Annotated in this window: 18 protein-coding genes and 1 riboswitch; of the genes, 13 read left to right on the top strand and 5 right to left on the bottom strand. The window is 43.7% G+C overall.

Going from position 1 to position 17,891, the window contains the following annotated elements:
- Positions 1–59: 59 nt before the first annotated feature.
- Positions 60–1,235, bottom strand: a complete 1,176-nt coding sequence (locus AC1VYS_RS16360) for a M20 family metallopeptidase (RefSeq protein WP_482910586.1) — start codon at positions 1,233–1,235, stop codon at positions 60–62.
- Between the two features lie 224 nt (positions 1,236–1,459).
- Here AC1VYS_RS16360 and AC1VYS_RS16355 point away from each other — a divergent pair, with 224 nt between their 5' ends.
- The 3 genes from AC1VYS_RS16355 to AC1VYS_RS16345 all read left to right on the top strand — a co-directional run bounded on the left by AC1VYS_RS16355 (position 1,460) and on the right by AC1VYS_RS16345 (position 4,661).
- Complete coding sequence (locus AC1VYS_RS16355) at positions 1,460–2,899, top strand: ABC transporter substrate-binding protein/permease (RefSeq protein ID WP_482915029.1); 1,440 nt, start codon at positions 1,460–1,462, stop codon at positions 2,897–2,899.
- Positions 2,886–3,608, top strand: a complete 723-nt coding sequence (locus AC1VYS_RS16350) for an amino acid ABC transporter ATP-binding protein (RefSeq protein WP_482910585.1) — start codon at positions 2,886–2,888, stop codon at positions 3,606–3,608. Before AC1VYS_RS16355 ends, AC1VYS_RS16350 begins: the two co-directional genes overlap by 14 nt.
- 182 nt (positions 3,609–3,790) lie before the next feature.
- A riboswitch (cyclic di-AMP (ydaO/yuaA leader) is annotated at positions 3,791–3,987 on the top strand.
- Positions 3,988–3,989: 2 nt separating this feature from the next.
- Complete coding sequence (locus AC1VYS_RS16345; RefSeq protein WP_482910584.1) at positions 3,990–4,661, top strand: 3D domain-containing protein; 672 nt, start codon at positions 3,990–3,992, stop codon at positions 4,659–4,661.
- Positions 4,662–4,789: 128 nt separating this feature from the next.
- On the opposite strand, the gene AC1VYS_RS16340 is transcribed toward AC1VYS_RS16345, so the two are convergent.
- On the bottom strand, positions 4,790–5,608 hold the full coding sequence (locus AC1VYS_RS16340) for a polysaccharide deacetylase family protein (protein WP_482910583.1): 819 nt from the start codon (positions 5,606–5,608) through the stop codon (positions 4,790–4,792).
- A 155-nt stretch (positions 5,609–5,763) separates the two neighbouring features.
- On the opposite strand from AC1VYS_RS16340, the gene lpdD reads away from it, so the two are divergent.
- The 5 genes from lpdD (at position 5,764) to AC1VYS_RS16315 (ending at position 8,752) form a co-directional block, all read left to right on the top strand.
- The gene (gene lpdD, locus AC1VYS_RS16335) at positions 5,764–6,099 is read left to right on the top strand and encodes a prenylated flavin chaperone LpdD (protein ID WP_482910582.1); all 336 of its coding nucleotides are present in this window, start codon (positions 5,764–5,766) and stop codon (positions 6,097–6,099) included.
- A gap of 185 nt (positions 6,100–6,284) precedes the next feature.
- On the top strand, positions 6,285–6,956 hold the full coding sequence (locus AC1VYS_RS16330; protein ID WP_441927433.1) for a PspA/IM30 family protein: 672 nt from the start codon (positions 6,285–6,287) through the stop codon (positions 6,954–6,956).
- 95 nt (positions 6,957–7,051) lie between these two features.
- Positions 7,052–7,453: a DUF350 domain-containing protein gene (locus AC1VYS_RS16325; RefSeq protein ID WP_441927431.1), complete on the top strand. Its 402-nt coding sequence runs from the start codon at positions 7,052–7,054 to the stop codon at positions 7,451–7,453.
- A 31-nt stretch (positions 7,454–7,484) separates the two neighbouring features.
- Positions 7,485–7,991: a DUF4178 domain-containing protein gene (locus AC1VYS_RS16320; RefSeq protein WP_145331492.1), complete on the top strand. Its 507-nt coding sequence runs from the start codon at positions 7,485–7,487 to the stop codon at positions 7,989–7,991.
- 11 nt (positions 7,992–8,002) lie between these two features.
- Entirely contained in the window at positions 8,003–8,752 is a 750-nt protein-coding gene (locus AC1VYS_RS16315) for a DUF4247 domain-containing protein (RefSeq protein WP_482910581.1), read from the top strand.
- A gap of 135 nt (positions 8,753–8,887) precedes the next feature.
- Here AC1VYS_RS16315 and AC1VYS_RS16310 read toward each other — a convergent pair whose 3' ends face one another.
- Positions 8,888–9,178, bottom strand: coding sequence for an HNH endonuclease (locus AC1VYS_RS16310; RefSeq protein ID WP_482910580.1), 291 nt, complete (start codon positions 9,176–9,178; stop codon positions 8,888–8,890).
- Positions 9,179–9,465: 287 nt separating this feature from the next.
- Between AC1VYS_RS16310 and AC1VYS_RS16305 the strand changes: the two genes are divergently transcribed.
- Complete coding sequence (locus AC1VYS_RS16305; RefSeq protein WP_482915028.1) at positions 9,466–10,734, top strand: molybdopterin molybdotransferase MoeA; 1,269 nt, start codon at positions 9,466–9,468, stop codon at positions 10,732–10,734.
- 6 nt (positions 10,735–10,740) lie between these two features.
- A complete protein-coding gene (mobB, locus tag AC1VYS_RS16300; RefSeq protein WP_482910579.1) occupies positions 10,741–11,469 on the top strand; it encodes a molybdopterin-guanine dinucleotide biosynthesis protein B in 729 nt (242 codons plus the stop codon).
- A gap of 1,078 nt (positions 11,470–12,547) precedes the next feature.
- Here mobB and xerS read toward each other — a convergent pair.
- On the bottom strand, positions 12,548–13,639 hold the full coding sequence (xerS, locus tag AC1VYS_RS16295; protein WP_441927421.1) for a tyrosine recombinase XerS: 1,092 nt from the start codon (positions 13,637–13,639) through the stop codon (positions 12,548–12,550).
- Positions 13,640–13,837: 198 nt separating this feature from the next.
- Here xerS and AC1VYS_RS16290 point away from each other — a divergent pair, with 198 nt between their 5' ends.
- From AC1VYS_RS16290 to AC1VYS_RS16280, 3 genes are all read left to right on the top strand, one after another.
- The gene (locus tag AC1VYS_RS16290; RefSeq protein WP_482910578.1) at positions 13,838–14,326 is read left to right on the top strand and encodes a GNAT family N-acetyltransferase; all 489 of its coding nucleotides are present in this window, start codon (positions 13,838–13,840) and stop codon (positions 14,324–14,326) included.
- Between the two features lie 56 nt (positions 14,327–14,382).
- On the top strand, positions 14,383–15,156 hold the full coding sequence (locus tag AC1VYS_RS16285) for an SDR family NAD(P)-dependent oxidoreductase (protein ID WP_482910577.1): 774 nt from the start codon (positions 14,383–14,385) through the stop codon (positions 15,154–15,156).
- A gap of 228 nt (positions 15,157–15,384) precedes the next feature.
- Entirely contained in the window at positions 15,385–16,275 is an 891-nt protein-coding gene (locus tag AC1VYS_RS16280) for an aldo/keto reductase (RefSeq protein ID WP_482910576.1), read from the top strand.
- Between the two features lie 383 nt (positions 16,276–16,658).
- Here AC1VYS_RS16280 and AC1VYS_RS16275 read toward each other — a convergent pair whose 3' ends face one another.
- A complete protein-coding gene (locus AC1VYS_RS16275) occupies positions 16,659–17,888 on the bottom strand; it encodes a DUF418 domain-containing protein (RefSeq protein ID WP_482910575.1) in 1,230 nt (409 codons plus the stop codon).
- Positions 17,889–17,891 lie beyond the last annotated feature (3 nt).

The raw sequence follows: 17,891 nt of genomic DNA, 5'->3' as shown, positions 1-17,891 counted from the left end.
AAGTATTGCTTCTTTTTTGAAAGATGTCTTGGTGTAACTGTAATCCAATACAAGCAGTTTTAGCGACTGATTTGCTCAAACTCCTTACGGATCGCTTGTAGCAGTTCAGGCTTGCTCAACACATCATAAGCTGTAGCAGCGAGCGCTTTGGCTCCCAAAATCATGCCGTCCAAAGCACGTTCTTGCAACGCCAAATCACGGAATTCAATGGAGTGCAGCGTATGGACTTCATCAACGACACGGATATAAGGATGAATTGCTGGGCATCTCAGGGAAACATTACCGATATCCATCGAGCCATGGTCGTTTCCACTAACGATCTCTTCCTGCGATATGCCGAGTTCCATTAAATTCTGACTGAACGTGTCAGAGAAGGTCTCATTTGTAACCATCTCATCATAGGATGTTTCGTAGTTGAATGTCACGAGTTTACACCCTGTCTGAAGTGCAGCACCTTGTGCAATCTGAATGACCCTTTCGGTCAGCACATTCAATTCTTTACGTGTGGCTGCACGTACATAAAACTGAGCAGAAGCATAGTCCGGAATAATGTTGGCAGCCTGTCCGCCACTGTTAATGATTCCATGAATGCGAACACTGCTCTTCACTTGCTGCCGGAAAGCGTTAATTCCAGTAAACGTTTGGATGACCGCATCGAGTGCATTGATTCCTTCATGTGGACTGGCTGCCGCATGTGAGGATTTGCCATGAAACTCAAATTGCACAGCATCAATGGCGAGGGAACTGCCTGATTTTTCGTAGGCATAGAACGGATGAGCCATAAGTGCAACATCACAATTATCAAATAACCCCGCTTCCGCCATCGGAACTTTAGCCCCGCGCGTCTCCTCTGCAGGCGTACCAAAGACTTTGATGGTTCCGCCGATTTCGTCCACAATGGCTTTCAGGCCAACGCCTGCCCCGAGGCTCATCATACAGATTAGGTGGTGTCCGCAAGCATGACCAATTTCCGGCAAAGCATCATATTCACATAACAGTGCAATCGTCGGGCCCGGCTTGCTTGAAGTGTAAGTTCCGATGAAAGCCGTATCTAATCCAAGAATCGGAGCTTCAACTTCAAACCCATGATAGGAAAGTTCTTCCTTTAAACGAGCGGAGGCCAAATATTCTTCATTTCCAAGTTCAGGATGGGCTCCGATATATGATGAAATGTCTTTGAAACGGGAAGCATATTGATCAATAACGGTAAAGATCTGATTTTTATTGGTTGTCATAGATTAACTCCTTAGGCAAAATGAAAATAATTTAATGATTATAACATGTTTGCAGTATTTTTTCAGAAACAAGTCAAGATTCGATCTTGAAAATGCATTGCATAATCATGCATTGTACTTTATAATGACTCAGTCATCAACATGACTGACGAATCAGTATGTAATCGTAATTATAGCATTGTAAGGGGAGAACAAGGTTGAAATTAATAAGTCGTTACACCGTAATGCTGTTAACGTTCCTTCTTTTTCTGACGGCGGCTGCACCTGCGGCGCTGGCGAATGAAACAACAGTCAACAGCTCAGGCGGTAAAAAATTGGTGCTCGGGACAAGTGCCGATTTTGCACCGTATGAATTCCACAAAGTCATCAATGGCAAAGACGAAATCGTTGGATTTGATATTGCGATTGCCAAAGAAATCGCAGCGGATCTCGGAGCCGAGCTCGTTATTGAGGATATGGGTTTTGACGGACTACTGCCCGCGCTTCAAAGTGGCCGTGTAGACTTAGTCGTGTCGGGCATGACACCGACGGATGAGCGTAAGCAGAGCATTGATTTCTCAGATACGTATTATAAATCCAAACAAGTCATTATGGTTCGTAATGTCGATAAGGACAATTATCCAGACATGAAATCACTGGAAAATGTCAAAATTGGCGTACAAAAGGGATCCATTCAAGAAACGATCGGACAGAAAATTCCAGGAGCAAAGCTGACTTCACTGGATAAAATATCCGACATCGTTCTTCAACTGCAAACAAAACGTGTAGACGCAGCCATTGTCGAAGATACTGTAGCTGCTGGTTACCTGGATGACATTATCGGTCTTGCTGCAGCTGTTCCGGACGAAGAGCAGGCTGAGGCAGCTGTCGGCATTCGCAAGGGCAATACGGAGCTGTTAGCCTCTGTAAACAAAACCTTGGATCGCTTGAAAAGCGAAGATAAAATCAACCAGATGGTTACGGAAGCAAGTCTCCTGATGGCTGATAAAGTAAACAAGTCTCAAAACATTTTTCAACTGTTCTGGCAGTACAAAGGATTATATGCGACAGGTATTGGTTACACACTTCTGCTGTCGGCGCTGGGTGTATTATTCGGAGTTATAATCGGTCTGATTATCTGCCTGTTCCGTCTTCACAATATGGCGATTCTACGCTGGATTGGTACAACGTATGTTGAGGTGATCCGGGGTACGCCAATGCTGGTACAACTCATGATTATCTATTACGGGGTGTCCTTAACCTTTGGTATTAACTTCTCAGCACTTCAGGCAGGGATTATGACGCTTTCCATTAACAGCGGTGCGTATCTCGCCGAGATTTTCCGCGCCGGTATTCAAGGCGTTGACCGTGGTCAATTGGAAGCAGCTCGTTCACTTGGGATGGGCAGAGGCGCGGCGATGCGTTATATCATTTTGCCACAGGCCTTCAAGGCCGTTTTGCCAGCGATCGGTAACGAGTTCGTAACGATCATTAAAGAATCATCGATTATCTCGGTTATCGGTATGGTGGATATTATGTATCAGGCAAGTGTCGTTAAAAATCTCACATTCCAGGGTCTTAACCCGTTCATTATTGCAGCAGCGATATACTTTGTCATGACATTTATTCTGTCCAAGCTGCTCGGACGATTGGAAAGGAAGTTGGGTGCAAGTGATAGACGTTAGACAATTACACAAATCATATGGTAAAAACGATGTTCTGAAAGGCATTGACGTAACGATTGGCAAAGGTGAGGTTGTTGTGGTCATTGGCCCTTCGGGTTCGGGGAAAAGTACATTTCTGCGCTGTCTGAACCTGCTTGAGCAGCCAACTTCGGGACAGATCGATTTTGAAGGTGTGTCGATTACCGATCCCAAGCATAACATTAATGCTACACGTGAGAAAATGGGCATGGTATTCCAACACTTTAACCTGTTCCCGCATAAAACGGTTCAGCAAAACATTACGATTGCCCCAATCAAGGTGAAAAAGCAATCTACAGATGAAGCAAACAAAATTGCCGAGGATCTTTTAAAAACAGTTGGTTTGGCTGACAAAAAAGATGTTTTTCCCAATCAGCTGTCTGGTGGACAAAAGCAACGGATTGCGATTGCAAGGGCACTCGCGATGCAGCCACATGTTATGCTGTTTGACGAGCCTACATCAGCTCTTGACCCTGAGATGGTCGGTGAAGTATTGGAAGTTATGAAACGGCTTGCCGAAGGCGGAATGACGATGGTTATTGTAACGCATGAGATGGGCTTCGCGCGTGAAGTGGGTGACCGGATCCTGTTTATGGATGGCGGGGTTATTGTCGAAGAAGGCACACCTGATGAGGTGTTCGGAGCTCCAAAACATTCGCGTACACGAGACTTTCTTGCAAAAGTACTGTAATTCATGCCACTCTGTATATAGAGTAAAATGAATAACAGCGTTATCGGATCATGAATCCGGTAACGCTTTTTTGTTTTAATAAGAAAGATGAGGTAGGAAAGTAACGTTTCTGTTACCTGATTATCATATCAAAACGCCAATTGGAAACATTTACTACAGCTTAAGGTTACAAAATTGTGATATATTCAAGTCTGCCGAAACTTCCGAAGTGGAAGTGCGGGGGACGTAACAATGCAGACATATGGAGACATATCAGAAATATGCTGCTTGGGGTGAATTAGGAATACATAATGTTTCAGCATTTCACGTACAGCCTATAGGGTGGGCTCCTCCATCCGAATCCGACAACTAACTTCGCAGGCATCATGAGGGAGGAAGACCATGTATAACAAGAAACGTATAGCCAAAACTGCCATCGCACTAATGACATCGATTCTATTCATTCAAGCCGTTCCAGCTCACGCGGATTCCGTTCATGTGGCCAAAGAAGGGGACACCTTCTTCACCTTATCCAAGCAATATGGCATTGATATGAACACCTTAATCAAAACGAATAAAGATATTTCACCTTATAACATCTATGGTGGTCTGAAAATTACAATTCCAGGTAACGAAAACAAAGCCGTAGCAGCACCGGTTCAAGCGAAGTCACAGGAAACGACGGTTACAACTGCGAGCCTTGACGTGAATCCGGATAACAAAGTGGTACAAGCTTGGGGTAAGACACTTGACTACAGCAAAACACTGAATGTTAAAGCAACAGCATATTCAGCGGATGCTTCCGAAAATGGTGGATGGGGCGCTGTTGATTATTTTGGCAATCCGCTCGAACTCGGCACGATCGCCGTGGATCCAAAGGTGATTCCATTTGGAACAAAGGTATTGGTGACTGGCCATACACATCCAGGGTTGCCTAAACAGGCTTTCATAGCAACTGCTCTGGACGCAGGCAGCGCCATTAAGGGAAATCGCATCGATATCTTCATCCCTGGAAGCAAACAGTTTGTAAGTTCGTTTGGTTTTCAGGATATTGAGTTGTACATTTTAAAATAAGACTTAAACCCTTCCCTTAATGGATTTGGGTCACAAGTTGAATAGAGTATTAACTTAAACAGAGTGTTCTTGCGTAATCATGATAGGTATGATTCATGATGACGTAGAAGAACACCCTGTTCTTTCACTTATTGTTTCTCTTTTGGCAGTTTAAGCATTTCGTCCAATGTAACTAATTCATACCCTCGGTTTCGCAATTCCTCAATAACTTCAGGCAAAGCCTCTACTGTACCTTTCAGGTTCGAACCTGTACCGCCGCCAGCGTGCTGTAATACGATGGAACCAGGTTTCACGGCGGTGAGAATATTATGTTTTACCTTTTCCTTGTCTAGTCCTTTCCAATCGAGAGAATCCACATTCCAATTCACGATGCTGTAATGCTGTTTTGCAGCCCATCGCAACTGCTCTTCATTAATGTCCCCATACGGAGGACGAATCATTTTGGGCGTATATCCTGTCAGACGGTGAATAATATCGCCGGTATGTAATATTTGTTTGCGAAAGGCAGTCATCGATAATTTGCTGAATTCAGGATGATTGTAGCTGTGATTGCCGACGATATGTCCTTCTTTCACCATACGTTTCACCAAGTCCGGGTGTTTCTCCGCACGACTGCCAACAACAAAAAAGGTAGCTCGAACCTTATATTTTTTTAATACATCAAGTACCTGTGGCGTAAATCTTGGATCAGGCACATCATCAAAAGTCAGTGCAACTTGTTTGGTGGAAGGACCATTGGTTTTGAACGTATCCGCGTATTTCTGCCGAAGCTCGCCTAGAGTCAACTGTTCTTCTCTAACATCTGAGCTAGATGCCGGTGTATCACTCGGACTTGAAGAGAGTTCGTCCGATGAAGCAGCAGACACCCGAGCACCGGCTAAAGGAGCTGTATGAACTCCAGAACATATAATGGTAACGAGTGCGAGCATGATGAGGCGTATTCGCATGTTAACGGCCTCCTTTTTTCCAAAATTGCGTTCTCTATGGTATGCCCTTTGAATTCTGTCTTTATGCGTGTGTGAGAAGTTTCATTGCATCATCAGGTCATGAAAGCCATAATTCCACCATATATAACATATAGAGAAGGATAGGTGGAGAGACGATGAGTACATATGATTTGAAGTCCATTCGTTTAGAGGTTTTTGAGGCGGGGCAGGACAAGGTATTTCTGGTTACCGGTGGTAAAGCGCATATTGGGGCAGTAGCTACCTTCTATGTCGACCATGAGCGGGTTAGTGGAACGACGGTACATATCCCGGGGCATAAGGAACAAGAGCTCTGTGAGCGGCTCGCCCGCAAAGCGGCTCTTCAATTGAAAGTGACGGTAACTGTTATTATGGGAATCCATTTTGACAGCATTACACGCATGCAGATCGACGAAATCGTGCAGACTGCAGAGAAACTTATGGATGAACATTTGAATAAAAAGAATAATTGAGTATCTTCTGCGTAACAAGCCAAAAGTTAGATGTCTGGATAAGTGAAATCTGAAGTGGTAATCCTCCTTATATTAGAGGTTGTCATCAAGTTTTAATTTTTTTTTTGCAAAATTGAAACGAGTTGCAGTTTGCTGCGTATGTATCTTTATATACAACGCACTATCCACTGGGAGGAATAAACCAAATGTCCATTTTTAAAAGATTACGCGACCTTACAATGTCCAACATTAATGCGATTATCGACAAAGCTGAAGATCCAATTAAGATGACGGATCAATATATCCGTGACATGCAAGAAGACCTGGAAGATGCAGAGAAAGCAGTAGCTTCACAAATCGCGATCGAGAAGAAGTTTAAGCAATTGTTCGAGGAACAGGAAGCACTTGTGAAGAAACGTGAAGAGCAGGCTCACACGGCAGCTCGTGCACAGAACATGGACCTTGCTCGCCGCGCTCTGGAAGAGAAAAAAGCAGCAGAAGAGAAAATGGTGGAATACAAAGCCAGCTACGATCAAAACAAAGCGTCTGCAGACAATCTTCGTGGTAAGCTTGATGAGATGCGCAAACAATTGACTCAAATGAAAAATAAACGTGAAACGCTCGTTGCTCGTTATAATGCAGCTAAAGCACAAACGGAAATCAATAAAGCACTGAATGGATTTAGCGCGGACACCGCTAGCGCAGGCATGAAACGTATGGAAGAGAAGATGATGCAGATGGAAGCACAGGCGGAAGCAAGCAACGAAATGTCTTCCAAAGGCAAGTCGCTTGACGAAGAGTTCGAGAAGCTGGGTAAAGATGCGGCTGTTGAGGACGAACTTGCTGCTCTTATGAAACAGTACGAGAATAAAAACTAACACCTTGGCAGTCAGCAGGGTTAATCAGCGGAGGAGAACAATGTTTCTCCTTCGCTTTTAAATGCGAATCATGTTGATAAGTGGAGGCTGTGTAAATGGATTTGAACATTTTGGCGATGCTGGTCTGGACAGTTTCAGGTTCGGTTTTGCTGTTTGTGCTGATGTACGTGGATTCACTCTTTACGAAATACAAGGACTTTGCTGAAGTCAAGGCTGGTAATATGGCGGTAACCACCCGGATGGTGATGAAGTTGTTTGCGCAAGGTTACGTGCTGGCAACATCCATCTCAACGGCAGGACATCTTGGAGAAGCGTTGCTCGTTTCTGTCGTATCTTTCATCATTTTATTGATTCTGGAAAGTGTGGTTCACTTTATGATTCGCAGATGGGCCACATTGGATCTGGATACGGGAATACAGCAAGGTAAGACAGGGTATGGATTGTTCTCCGGTGCTTTGCATATCGTAGGCGCCTTGATCATTGCAGCTTGCCTGTAAGCCGATAAGATAAGGAACAGGAGTAATTGGCATGAGTGTATGGAAACGTATAAAAGGAATACTAACAAAGCCAGAGCCGCCCAAAGCGGAAAAAACGATGCTTCAGCTTGCTCCTGGTGATATCTGCGAAGTGTCTCTGGTCACTTATGAAGTGGTCGGCAGGGTGCAAAATCGGGCTCGTAATGCGGTTGTATTAACGTTGCAGGATGGTAGTTCATTCCGATACCTACATGTGGAAGAACGTGAGATCACACGTTACGCCCTGTATACACCTATTGACGGAAGACTTGATGCCCCAGACGAGGTGCCTACCATTCTTGAACTGGATGATCATGTGTATCATTTGGAGGAAGAGTATGGAGGTATGGTCCAGACCGTCGGCAGAACACCTTATGGTCAGGCTGGTGAGCAGCTTGTGTGGCAGTATCAATCGGATGATAACAAACTTCTTCGTGTGGAATGGCAAGACAGAAGATTTAACCTCTATGAAGGTGAGTCCATTCTTCCTGCGGATATCAAAGTGATTCGTTCGAACTAGGAGAGGTTCCAATGAAAAAACGCTTGGCACATGGATTAAAATTAATGCTGGTCCTCAGCCTTGTGATGTCTCTGTTGTCTGCGTGCGGTGCTGCTCCTTCCGTACAGGATACATATCCTCTTGAATCGGTAAGTGGCAGCGGTCAATCCACGTCTTATGTGTACCGGGCTGCAGATCGCACGGTTCCTGAAGTGGCAAAGGAACTGTCCGATCAACGAAAACCGGATCAGATTTCGGCAGAAAGTACAGAACGCATGTTTCTGGTGTATCAGGATCAATATTATCATCTGCAACAAGATCCCAAGAAGCCAGAAGATACGCTCGTTGAAGTGGATTCCAAGGAATATGTGCGTCAGAACTATAGCTCTTCCTTCTTACAAGGCTATCTGACGGCAACTTTAATTGGGAATTTATTTGACACTTTTGGTGGACGCGGCTCTGGAAATTATCGTGGATACACAGATAGGGATACGTACAAACCGAGTGCTGGCTCTTACCGTGCCCCAACGAGTAATGATAAAAAACTGGCTCCACCTCTTACCGTTGAGCGGAAAGGCTCCATTACTCGGCGCGGTAGTGACAAGGACACAAGTGTTGGTTCTGGAGGCGGGTTGTTTGACCGTAAAAAGGATCAAAGCAGAGGAAGCATTGATCGCAACAAAAGTAGTGGTGGCTTGGGTGGATTGTTTGATTCACCGAAAAAATCCTATAAAAAGCCAAAGACCAGGGTCGGTGGCGGCAGAATTATGAGGCGAAGATAACATCTCGCGAGCCTGGTAATTTTGATGTAAGGAATGATTGTGATTTAAAGGATGATCATTATATACAGGACAAAATAACAGTAACAGGGTGAGACTGACGAATGTGGCAGTGAGCATCTTGTTACTGTTATTTTTTTAAGATTTACGAACGTGATGGGACTTACGAACGCGAGGGATCGTAGAAGCAGGTTGTTTACGTATCCAGCGCAGGTAAGGAATGATCCGTTCATCTGTCCGTAGAGATTGCAGGTCCGTCAGTCCCAGCGTAACGAGATCCCGATTCGTAAATAAGGAATGAATTTGTTTGTGGCAAGGAATGCATAGAGTAGCTGTGGGCATGAAGCTACCGCCCATTTCCTTTGGTGTTAGATGATGAACTGTTGTTTCAACAGGTTCTCTCCCGCATAACTCACAATGATGATTCATCGCGATCACCTCCTGTTTTCGAATGCTATTATGTGCATATACACATTATTTCATGTCGCTAGTTGTGAGCATAAACACATTGGTAGAGACGTAGCTATGGATTCTTCCGGTAAAGCTCATTGGTTAACCCATTTAGAATGTGTCTGTTCAGGTACATATGCAGTTTTTCTGTTCTGATTCAGTGAGCAATCGACTTGTCATCAGCGTATATTCGGGCTACACTTTCTTAAATGAGAAAAGATTTCAGGAGGAATGCTACTGTGAAACAAAGTTCACATTCATATGATATGAGCACTGCCAAATTCCATCGTACGGCTTTACAAGTGAGCGAAGGGCAGGCCAGAATTGCTGCCCGGGTATTCACAGGACGGATTGAACATGTACCTCTTGGTGACTCACACGGCCGGACACTTGCAGAGTCGATTGAGGCGCCGCATGCGTATCCTTTTTTCCGTAGATCAGGTATGGATGGTTTCGCGATTCAAAGTGCAGACACGGCTGAGGCGACAAGTGAACATCAGGTTTGGTTTCGTGTTATTGATGAAATCCCGTGCGGATATACACCAGAACAACATATTACACCTGGGACGGCAGCTAGAATCATGACCGGTGCTCAAGTACCGGATGGTGCGGATGCTGTAGTAATGATGGAGATGACGGAAAGCAAGCAGGAACAAGGTGAGCAATGGATCGCACTGAAACGTCAGATTCAAGCTGGAGCTAATATTACTCCAATTGGGCTCGAAGTGCAGGAGGGACAGATGTTGATCGAAGCCGGTACAGTGATTGGAGCTGGTGAACAGTCTGTGCTGGCAACATTTGGTGTGGCTGAAGTTCCGGTTTTTGAACGGCCAAGGGTGGCTATTTTTGCTACAGGAACGGAGTTGCTTGACATTCATGAGCCTTTGCAGCCTGGCCGGATTCGCAACAGCAACAGTTATATGCTGCGTTCTCTGGTTATTGAAGCGGGGGGAGAGCCGATCATGTACGGAGCCATCGCAGACGATGTGAATACAGCAAGAGCCAAGCTGGAGGAAGCGATCAGGGACAATGATATCGTTGTGACGACAGGCGGCGTGTCGGTTGGTGACTACGATATTATGGGCGAACTCGTGCTCGAAGAACAAATGCAGCTTCTCTTCAACAAAGTTACGATGCGTCCAGGTAGTGTAACTACAGCTGCTGTATATAGGGACAAGCTGTTATTTGCATTATCAGGTAATCCGGGAGCCTGTTTTGTTGGATTTAATCTGTTTGTGCGTCCAACACTTCGTGCGATGCAGGCGGATGCCCATCCTTACCTGGAAGAGTGGAGTGCAATCTTAGAGGACGGTTACGCCAAAGTGAACAATTTCACGCGTTTTGTACGCGGGCGTACCATGATTCGGAATGGGAGAGTATATGCAGCTCCAGCAGCCTCCCGTGTGGATGAGTCGAGTGTCATGATCACAATCAAAGACAGTGATTGCCTGATTGTGATTCCGCCTGAGAAAAAAGGTATTGCCGCAGGAGAACAGGTCACGATTCTCAAACTTCCTGCCGGGCATATAAGGTAACAGGACATGGATAGAACAAATGCAGTACGACCACAAATTATCCAAGTGGTTGGATATAAAAATACAGGCAAAACAACAATGACAGCTGCGTTGATCGCTGGGTTTGCTGCCAAAGGTTTGAAAGTGGCTGCCATTAAACATGATGGGCATGATCATTTTGAGATGGATCAGGAAGGTACGGACTCGTATCAATTTGGCAAGGCCGGTGCTGCGGCAGTTGTAGTAATGTCTAAGAACAGAACGGCGATCATGAAGCAGCATAACACTCCGCTTGAGGAGATGCTGAACCAGTTGTCAGACTATGACTGGATCGTCATTGAAGGGTTCAAGGATGCCTCGTATCCTAAATTGGTGATGGTGCGTGAAGCTCTTGATCTGACGCTGGTGCGCAAGCTTCAACAGGTCGTCGGCATTGTTTTTTGGTCGCCAAAGCTTATGGAGGAAGCAGCATCGGAGGCAGAAGAAGAAAGAGATACAGATTCAGATGCAAATACAAATACAAATAAAGAGTTAGATACAGGGCAGGGTTCAGTAGGGGCAAAGGGCGAAATAAATTCTGACAATGAAGCAGAAGCAGAAGCAGAAGCAGAAGAAATAGAGACAGAAACAGGAACAAAGACAGAAACAGAAACAGAGGCAGAGTCACGCAGAGAAAAAAAATTGCCAAGGTACCTGTTTCATGAACCGGACGTCATTGTAAATGCTGTGCTTCGGCTAAGTAAAACAAATATGTGAAAGCAAGTAGAGTGAGGGGCAATCGTGCTAAGGTAGCAAGTTGTGTGAAGGAAAGTGTTGTGGAAGTAAATAGTGTGAAATAACCTATGAAATAAACCTATGAAATAAAACGATGATATAAGTTTAGGATAATTAAATAGTGGAAGGCAAATGCCATAAAAGTAATTAATTTGATCAATCCGGCATCAAATGTGGGAGCAGGAATGTGCCGTTCCTCTAACGATCACCACAGACGCTATTTCGTCGAATTATAACGATTTTATTTTCTAACGATCACAGGAGAGCTTATTTCAATGAATGCATATGAAAATAGGTGTTTGATCTAAATTTTTGGCCAAATAAGGACTCTAGTGATCGTTAGAATTACAGCTAACCCTATATGGGCCAAATAAGCTCATCTAAGATCGTTAGAATAATGAAGAGCTGTTGAGTACTCAATTTATAACGTAACTATAATTATGTAAACCATTTTCCTGAATACAAATATGCATCGCGTGCACATCCAGATGCGAACATAGATACACATGCACACAGAGATACACAGATACAAAGATACACATACACACACAGATACAAAGATACACATACACACATAGATACACAGATACACATACACACACAGATACACAGATACACAGAGATAAACACGTAAAAAGTAGCGCTTCTAACTGTCTCAGATATAACAAAGATTGCACTTCATACCCATGATTTTATATGTATATTGTTACAAGTGCAAATTTGATCTATGACTCTAAAAAATATGAAGTACGATTGTTACAACTATAAATTAAATCTAAAAAAATATGAAGTATAAATGAGACAGCAGGCCATCAATCGAATGGTTAACCTCCATTTTAACCTCTATCAAGCTTCAAGGTGCTTTGTAATTGATTCCTGTGTTAACCCTGTTTCTTCGATTGGCCTGCAATTTCCTCTGTGATTATTTCGCAACACGTGTAGCATACAGTACTCCGCTTCATGACAAGGATGCAACCATAAAATGCAAGTGTCTGCGACTCTTGTAATGACACATTAATCGAGCTATATCTTTAGTTGGGCTTTTAACATCATTCTAGCATTAAGCATTATCTTCGACACGGCGTTCAATAGCCTCTGACATCGTTTTGTCAGTCAGATGAGCATAAATTTCGGTCGTTTCGGTGGAAGCGTGGCCGAGCTGTTCTTTTGTTTTATAGATATCATTTTGCAAATAATAGTCGGTGGCAAAAGAATGGCGTAATTTATGCACGGTCAGATACGGTTTGCCAAAACATTTAGCGTATTTCATGATCATCGCCTGAATTGCACGTTTGGTCATTCGGCTACCCTCGGATTCCCCGTTACGGAGTGCGATGAAGAGCGCTTTTTCTCGTTTGGGTGTACGATAACGTGATTGGCGCAGGCTTGTATAGGCTGCTAGTTCGTCTTTGGCCTGTTCTCTGAAATATACGGGCGTTTTGTACGTTTCATCATTATTACCTTTGCGATAAACATAAAGCAATTTATTGCCCAGATCGAGGTCATCCACATTCAGGTTAACGACTTCGGATACACGCAGACCTGAGTTGAGGATAAGGCTCGCAATACATGCATCTCGTTCTTTGTTCAGCTCATGGGAATAGAGGGCCTGTTTGTTCTTCTGCATATCAATGGCGTAGCCTTCAAGAATGTAACCGATGAATTCGAGCAACTCATTTTCTTCTAATATTTTTCCTTTCAGTTTTGCGGCAGTGTCTTTTGGTTTATGCGTGCGCTTGATCTCAATCTTTGCCATGATATTACGTTTGAGTAGTGGATAGAAGTCTTCATCTTCAGCAATTTGACTTAAATAATGAAATAACGAGCGCAGGGAAGAAAGCTTGCGTGAAACCGTAATTCTCGAATTGGTCCCCTCACGTCTGGTAGTCAGGAAAAGTCGGTAGGCAGTCACCGAATCCATACGGAGTACTTCCAGTTCGGTCAAAGTTATCCCTTGGTTTGATTCTGCTTGAGACAACCCTTCTGCACGTAGCCAGCTGAAAAATGTATCATAATCCCTCAAGTACTCCAGCAGTGTAGAGGGGGATAGATCAGGCAATTTATAGTCAATGAATTGCTGAACAAACCAGGGCATTGATGGTAGTTTTTCATCCAGCTTACGTCGGTCAATCTCTTTTTGCACGTTGGTCAAGTTCGGCACCTCCATGTGAATGATTATTTTTCTACAAGTATATTAAGTGTACCATAATTTACATGCAATCATCCTGTTGATTATACTGATAGTACGGTAGGCATCGGGCTGCACAGGTTACACTTTGTCACATTGTTGCCCTTCATCTTATAAAAGTTTAGAGTATGTTATACATGCAGGTCAGAGGAGGCGAACCACATGAATATGCAGATTGAACTGGTTCCCCGCGAACGCAGTCAGGTGATTCGACATCTCATGCAATTTTATCTTTATGATTTTACCAAATATCTGAATATTGATGTCGATCACAATGGTATTTTTCCGGAGTACCCGGGTCTGGAGGCTTTCTGGAAGGAGAAAGGACGCAAATTCCCCTTTTTGATTACGAGTGATGGGGTTCCGGCGGGATTTGCACTTGTGGAGAAATTAGATCCCGGGAGCAAGGATAATGACTACTATTTGACAGAATTTTTTGTTATGCAAAAATACAGACGTAGTGGTGTTGGAACTAATGCTGCATACGAATTGTTTAAACGTTTCCCCGGACGGTGGAAAGTGACACAGGTTCGAAATAATGTGATTGCGCAGGCGTTCTGGCGTAAAATCATTGGGGATTATACCGGAGGACGTTTCCGAGAAAAATTCCATCCGGAATTGGGCAATCCTAGTCAATATTTTGTGACCTGATATAGTAAAACATGTCTGTAAATTGGAACACCATAATACAACAAAGGAGGTCTAATATGACCGCATCAGCATTTCATCTTGATGGACAAACCGCACTGGTCACAGGTGCAGGCAGAGGTATTGGTAAAGCGCTTGCCATCGGTCTGGCGGAATCGGGAAGCAATGTTGTGCTTGTATCCCGCACCTTGAAGGAGATCGAAGAGACAGCAGCAACAATAAGTGAACAGACAGGGCGCAAAGCTCTCGCGCTCAGTGCCGACGTAACTTCTAAAGAGCAGTTGGAAGAGACTTTTCAGCAGGCGATTTCCGAGATGGGCCGTATTCATACTCTTGTGAACAATGCGGGTATGAACATTCGGACGCCAGCGCTGGAAGTGACGGAGGAACAGTGGGAAACGATCATGCAAACGAATCTTAAATCGGCATTTTTTGCTTCACAATTGGCTGGTCAGCATATGAAGCAGTATGGCGACGGGAAAATTATTAACATCTCATCGGTAGGCGGACATACAGCATTGCGAACAGGTGTCGTTTACGGCTCTACGAAAGCGGCTTTAATCCATATGACGAAGGTGCTTGCGCTGGAGTGGGGGAAATATGGTATTCGTGTGAACTCGGTCGGGCCATGGTATTTCCGCACGCCATTAACGGAGAAACTGCTTGATGATCCGCAGTATTTGCAAGAAATTATTAATCGCACACCGCTTGGGCGTGTTGGGGAATTACAGGAGGTTGTTGGGCCTGTTGTTTTTCTTGCTTCGGAGGCATCCGGATATATCACAGGTCAGACTATATTGGTGGATGGCGGAATGTCCATTTATGGTTTTTAGAAGTGTTTACGTTGTACTGTATCAATGGTAAGAGAGAAAATTAAAAAAAATGTGCCGTCTTATGCGTAAACGGGTAATAACATATGAACTTGAACTAAAACATGAAATACGAAAACGTGTACACAGGTGAACGTGCAACTGCGAAAAAAAATCATTCGAAAACGACGGAAGTCTCCTGAATTGTATTTATTGTGTTTAAGCCTTACCCTAATTTGGAGGAGGATTACAATGGAACTTCGCAATTACGGAAATACCGGGATGAAAGTCAGTACACTTGGTTTTGGAGGCTCTGAGATTCGGGATGCATCCAAGGCAGACGTAGAATTGTTACTTAACCGTGCTCTGGATGCCGGGTTAAATATGATTGATACAGCGGAATGTTACGGTGACAGTGAGGAAAAAATCGGTGACGTGTTGGGACACCGCAGGCAAGAATATTTTCTGTTTACCAAATGTGGACATGCAGCAGGTGTGAACGGGCCTGACTGGGATGCCAAAGTGCTTGAGCAAACCATTGATCGTAGTCTGAAACGCTTAAAAACGGATTATGTGGATGTAGTGCACCTACATAGTTGTTCGGAAGAAGTGCTTCGGCAAGGTGATGTGATTGAAGTGTTACAGCGAGCGAAAGAGGCAGGCAAAACTCGTTTTATCGGATACAGCGGAGATACAACAGATGCACTATACGCTATTCGGACAGGTGTATTTGACAGTCTGGAGACGTCGTTGAATATTGCCGATCAGGAAGCGATTGAACTAACTTTACCTGAAGCTCGTAAAAGAAATATGGGCATCATCGCAAAAAGACCGATTGCTAATGTGGCTTGGATGTATGATAAAGTGACCGAAGAAGATTATGCGTATCATTATTGGAAACGGTTAAATGAGCTGAAATATGATTTTTTGACCGAGGAAGCACAACGAGTGGTAGAAATCGCATTGCGCTTTACGCTGAGCACCGAAGGTGTGCATACCGCCATTGTAGGAACCGTCAAACCAGATCGTTGGCAGCAAAATGCTGAACTTGTAACGAAGGGTCAACTCGAGCAGGAGCAATATGATGCCATTCGTGCACGTTGGAAGGAAGTAGCGCGTGCCGATTGGAAAGGGCGTATCTAATCTGAGTTGAAATTAAAAATCTCCATTAATATGTGGTTGAGAATGGTTCACGTTTGCTGAAAAACTGCCTTAATTGGCAGTTTTTTTGTGTTCAAAGGAAGGAAGGAGAAGGTGTAGGAGAAGAAAGCATAAATTACTGTTAATATCTTAATATTATGTTATTTCAACATATGAAAAATTCACAATAAACAAACCTCAAAAGAAAACACCATGTATTAACCGCGTACCAACCCCGTACTTAATGTGCACCAGAAGTGCCAGATGGTTCATTTGTTTAAACTTCTTTTATTGAAAAAATAAACAGTACACAAAAAAGCCCCTTCTTAGGGGCTTTTTGTGTAAATTATATCGTATCCGCTAAACGTTTAGAGCTTAATTGCTGCTTATTGACGCATTTCATTATTCAATGATTGCACAAGTTTTACGGGCACTGTTCTGGAAGCAGAGCTGAGCTCACCATACGTAAGCTTGCGCCAGATCGATTCCATTGGCCCGATCTTGAAGCGTCGTAGCCACAAGGAGGCGAATATGATGAGTACAACATACACAGCGATACTAAGCATAAGTGTACCAATAGGTTTAATTGAACTAGCCAATCCAAATCCATATGGAAGCAGAAGCATGGTTCCAATGATCGAATGAAGGAGGTAACAGGTCAGCGACATACGTCCAACTTTGGTAAATACCATCAACGCTTTTCGGAGCGCAGGAACATACAAAAACAGCATCGCGAGACTGCTCATATAAAACATGCTACCGGTTAAGTTCCCCTGTTGAGCCAGAGTCATAAAAAGCTCCATCAAAAATGTGTTTTCACTTGAAATAAGTGTATTCAGCATGGTGCTTAATTGAGTGAGTATAAATGCACCCAAGCTAATGAACCAGATTCGCTTCCAAATTGAATGCTTTGATTCCATGTTTGTGAAGAAATCCATCTTTACAAAATACATACCGATCAGGAACATCAGGAACATGGAATAAACTGTAGAAAATGAACTTGCGGCCATAACACCCATGTCTGCCCATCTTGCTATCAAGGAGTCCCAGTAGGTTAGGCTGGTATGACTGTTTAATGTGAAATCGAAATATGTTGGCATGTCCGAAGATGCCGTTCTCATCGCATTATAGATCATCATAAATACGGAAGCTAGAAATTGCATCGATATAAGAGCAATAATCCAGCGCAATATTGTTTTAGGAGTCCGAGCATAGAACGCAAGGAGTAGAAATCCGGCTACAGCGTAAAAAGTCAATATGTCGCCAACCCATATAAAGGTGATGTGCAATAATCCAATACAGAATAGGATGATTAACCTGCGGGCAAAAAGCTTTCGAGGATGTTCCACTCGTTGTGCAGCCCGGTCCATAAAAATCATAAATCCAACACCAAACAGAAAAGAAAATAACGTGATGAATTTTCCTTCGGCGAATGTGGAAACTAGGTTGTGGACTAGATCGCTTGAATTCATATCAAATCCCTTCACCGAGTCTACGATCAAAAAATAATTCACAATAATAATGCCGAGCATAGCAAATCCTCGAACGATATCCAGAAAATGGACACGTTCCTTCAGACTAAGCGGTTGTGCAAGGTTCTCTTTTTTTTCATTCATAAC

It is taken from the genome of Paenibacillus sp. G34, from assembly GCF_056856875.1.
This window is presented reverse-complemented; position numbering and strand designations above follow the sequence as displayed.

Coding starts and splice junctions, on each gene's coding strand:
- AC1VYS_RS16325 (WP_441927431.1), top strand. CDS start 7,052: ATGGATTTGAACATTTTGGCGATGCTGGTCTGGACAGTTTCAGGTTCG.
- AC1VYS_RS16285 (WP_482910577.1), top strand. CDS start 14,383: ATGACCGCATCAGCATTTCATCTTGATGGACAAACCGCACTGGTCACA.
- AC1VYS_RS16310 (WP_482910580.1), bottom strand. CDS start 9,178: ATGAATCATCATTGTGAGTTATGCGGGAGAGAACCTGTTGAAACAACA.
- AC1VYS_RS16340 (WP_482910583.1), bottom strand. CDS start 5,608: ATGCGAATACGCCTCATCATGCTCGCACTCGTTACCATTATATGTTCT.
- AC1VYS_RS16355 (WP_482915029.1), top strand. CDS start 1,460: ATGCTGTTAACGTTCCTTCTTTTTCTGACGGCGGCTGCACCTGCGGCG.
- AC1VYS_RS16280 (WP_482910576.1), top strand. CDS start 15,385: ATGGAACTTCGCAATTACGGAAATACCGGGATGAAAGTCAGTACACTT.
- AC1VYS_RS16275 (WP_482910575.1), bottom strand. CDS start 17,888: ATGAATGAAAAAAAAGAGAACCTTGCACAACCGCTTAGTCTGAAGGAA.
- AC1VYS_RS16320 (WP_145331492.1), top strand. CDS start 7,485: ATGAGTGTATGGAAACGTATAAAAGGAATACTAACAAAGCCAGAGCCG.
- AC1VYS_RS16290 (WP_482910578.1), top strand. CDS start 13,838: ATGAATATGCAGATTGAACTGGTTCCCCGCGAACGCAGTCAGGTGATT.
- AC1VYS_RS16315 (WP_482910581.1), top strand. CDS start 8,003: ATGAAAAAACGCTTGGCACATGGATTAAAATTAATGCTGGTCCTCAGC.
- AC1VYS_RS16330 (WP_441927433.1), top strand. CDS start 6,285: ATGTCCATTTTTAAAAGATTACGCGACCTTACAATGTCCAACATTAAT.
- mobB (WP_482910579.1), top strand. CDS start 10,741: ATGGATAGAACAAATGCAGTACGACCACAAATTATCCAAGTGGTTGGA.
- lpdD (WP_482910582.1), top strand. CDS start 5,764: ATGAGTACATATGATTTGAAGTCCATTCGTTTAGAGGTTTTTGAGGCG.
- AC1VYS_RS16345 (WP_482910584.1), top strand. CDS start 3,990: ATGTATAACAAGAAACGTATAGCCAAAACTGCCATCGCACTAATGACA.
- AC1VYS_RS16360 (WP_482910586.1), bottom strand. CDS start 1,235: ATGACAACCAATAAAAATCAGATCTTTACCGTTATTGATCAATATGCT.
- AC1VYS_RS16305 (WP_482915028.1), top strand. CDS start 9,466: ATGAGCACTGCCAAATTCCATCGTACGGCTTTACAAGTGAGCGAAGGG.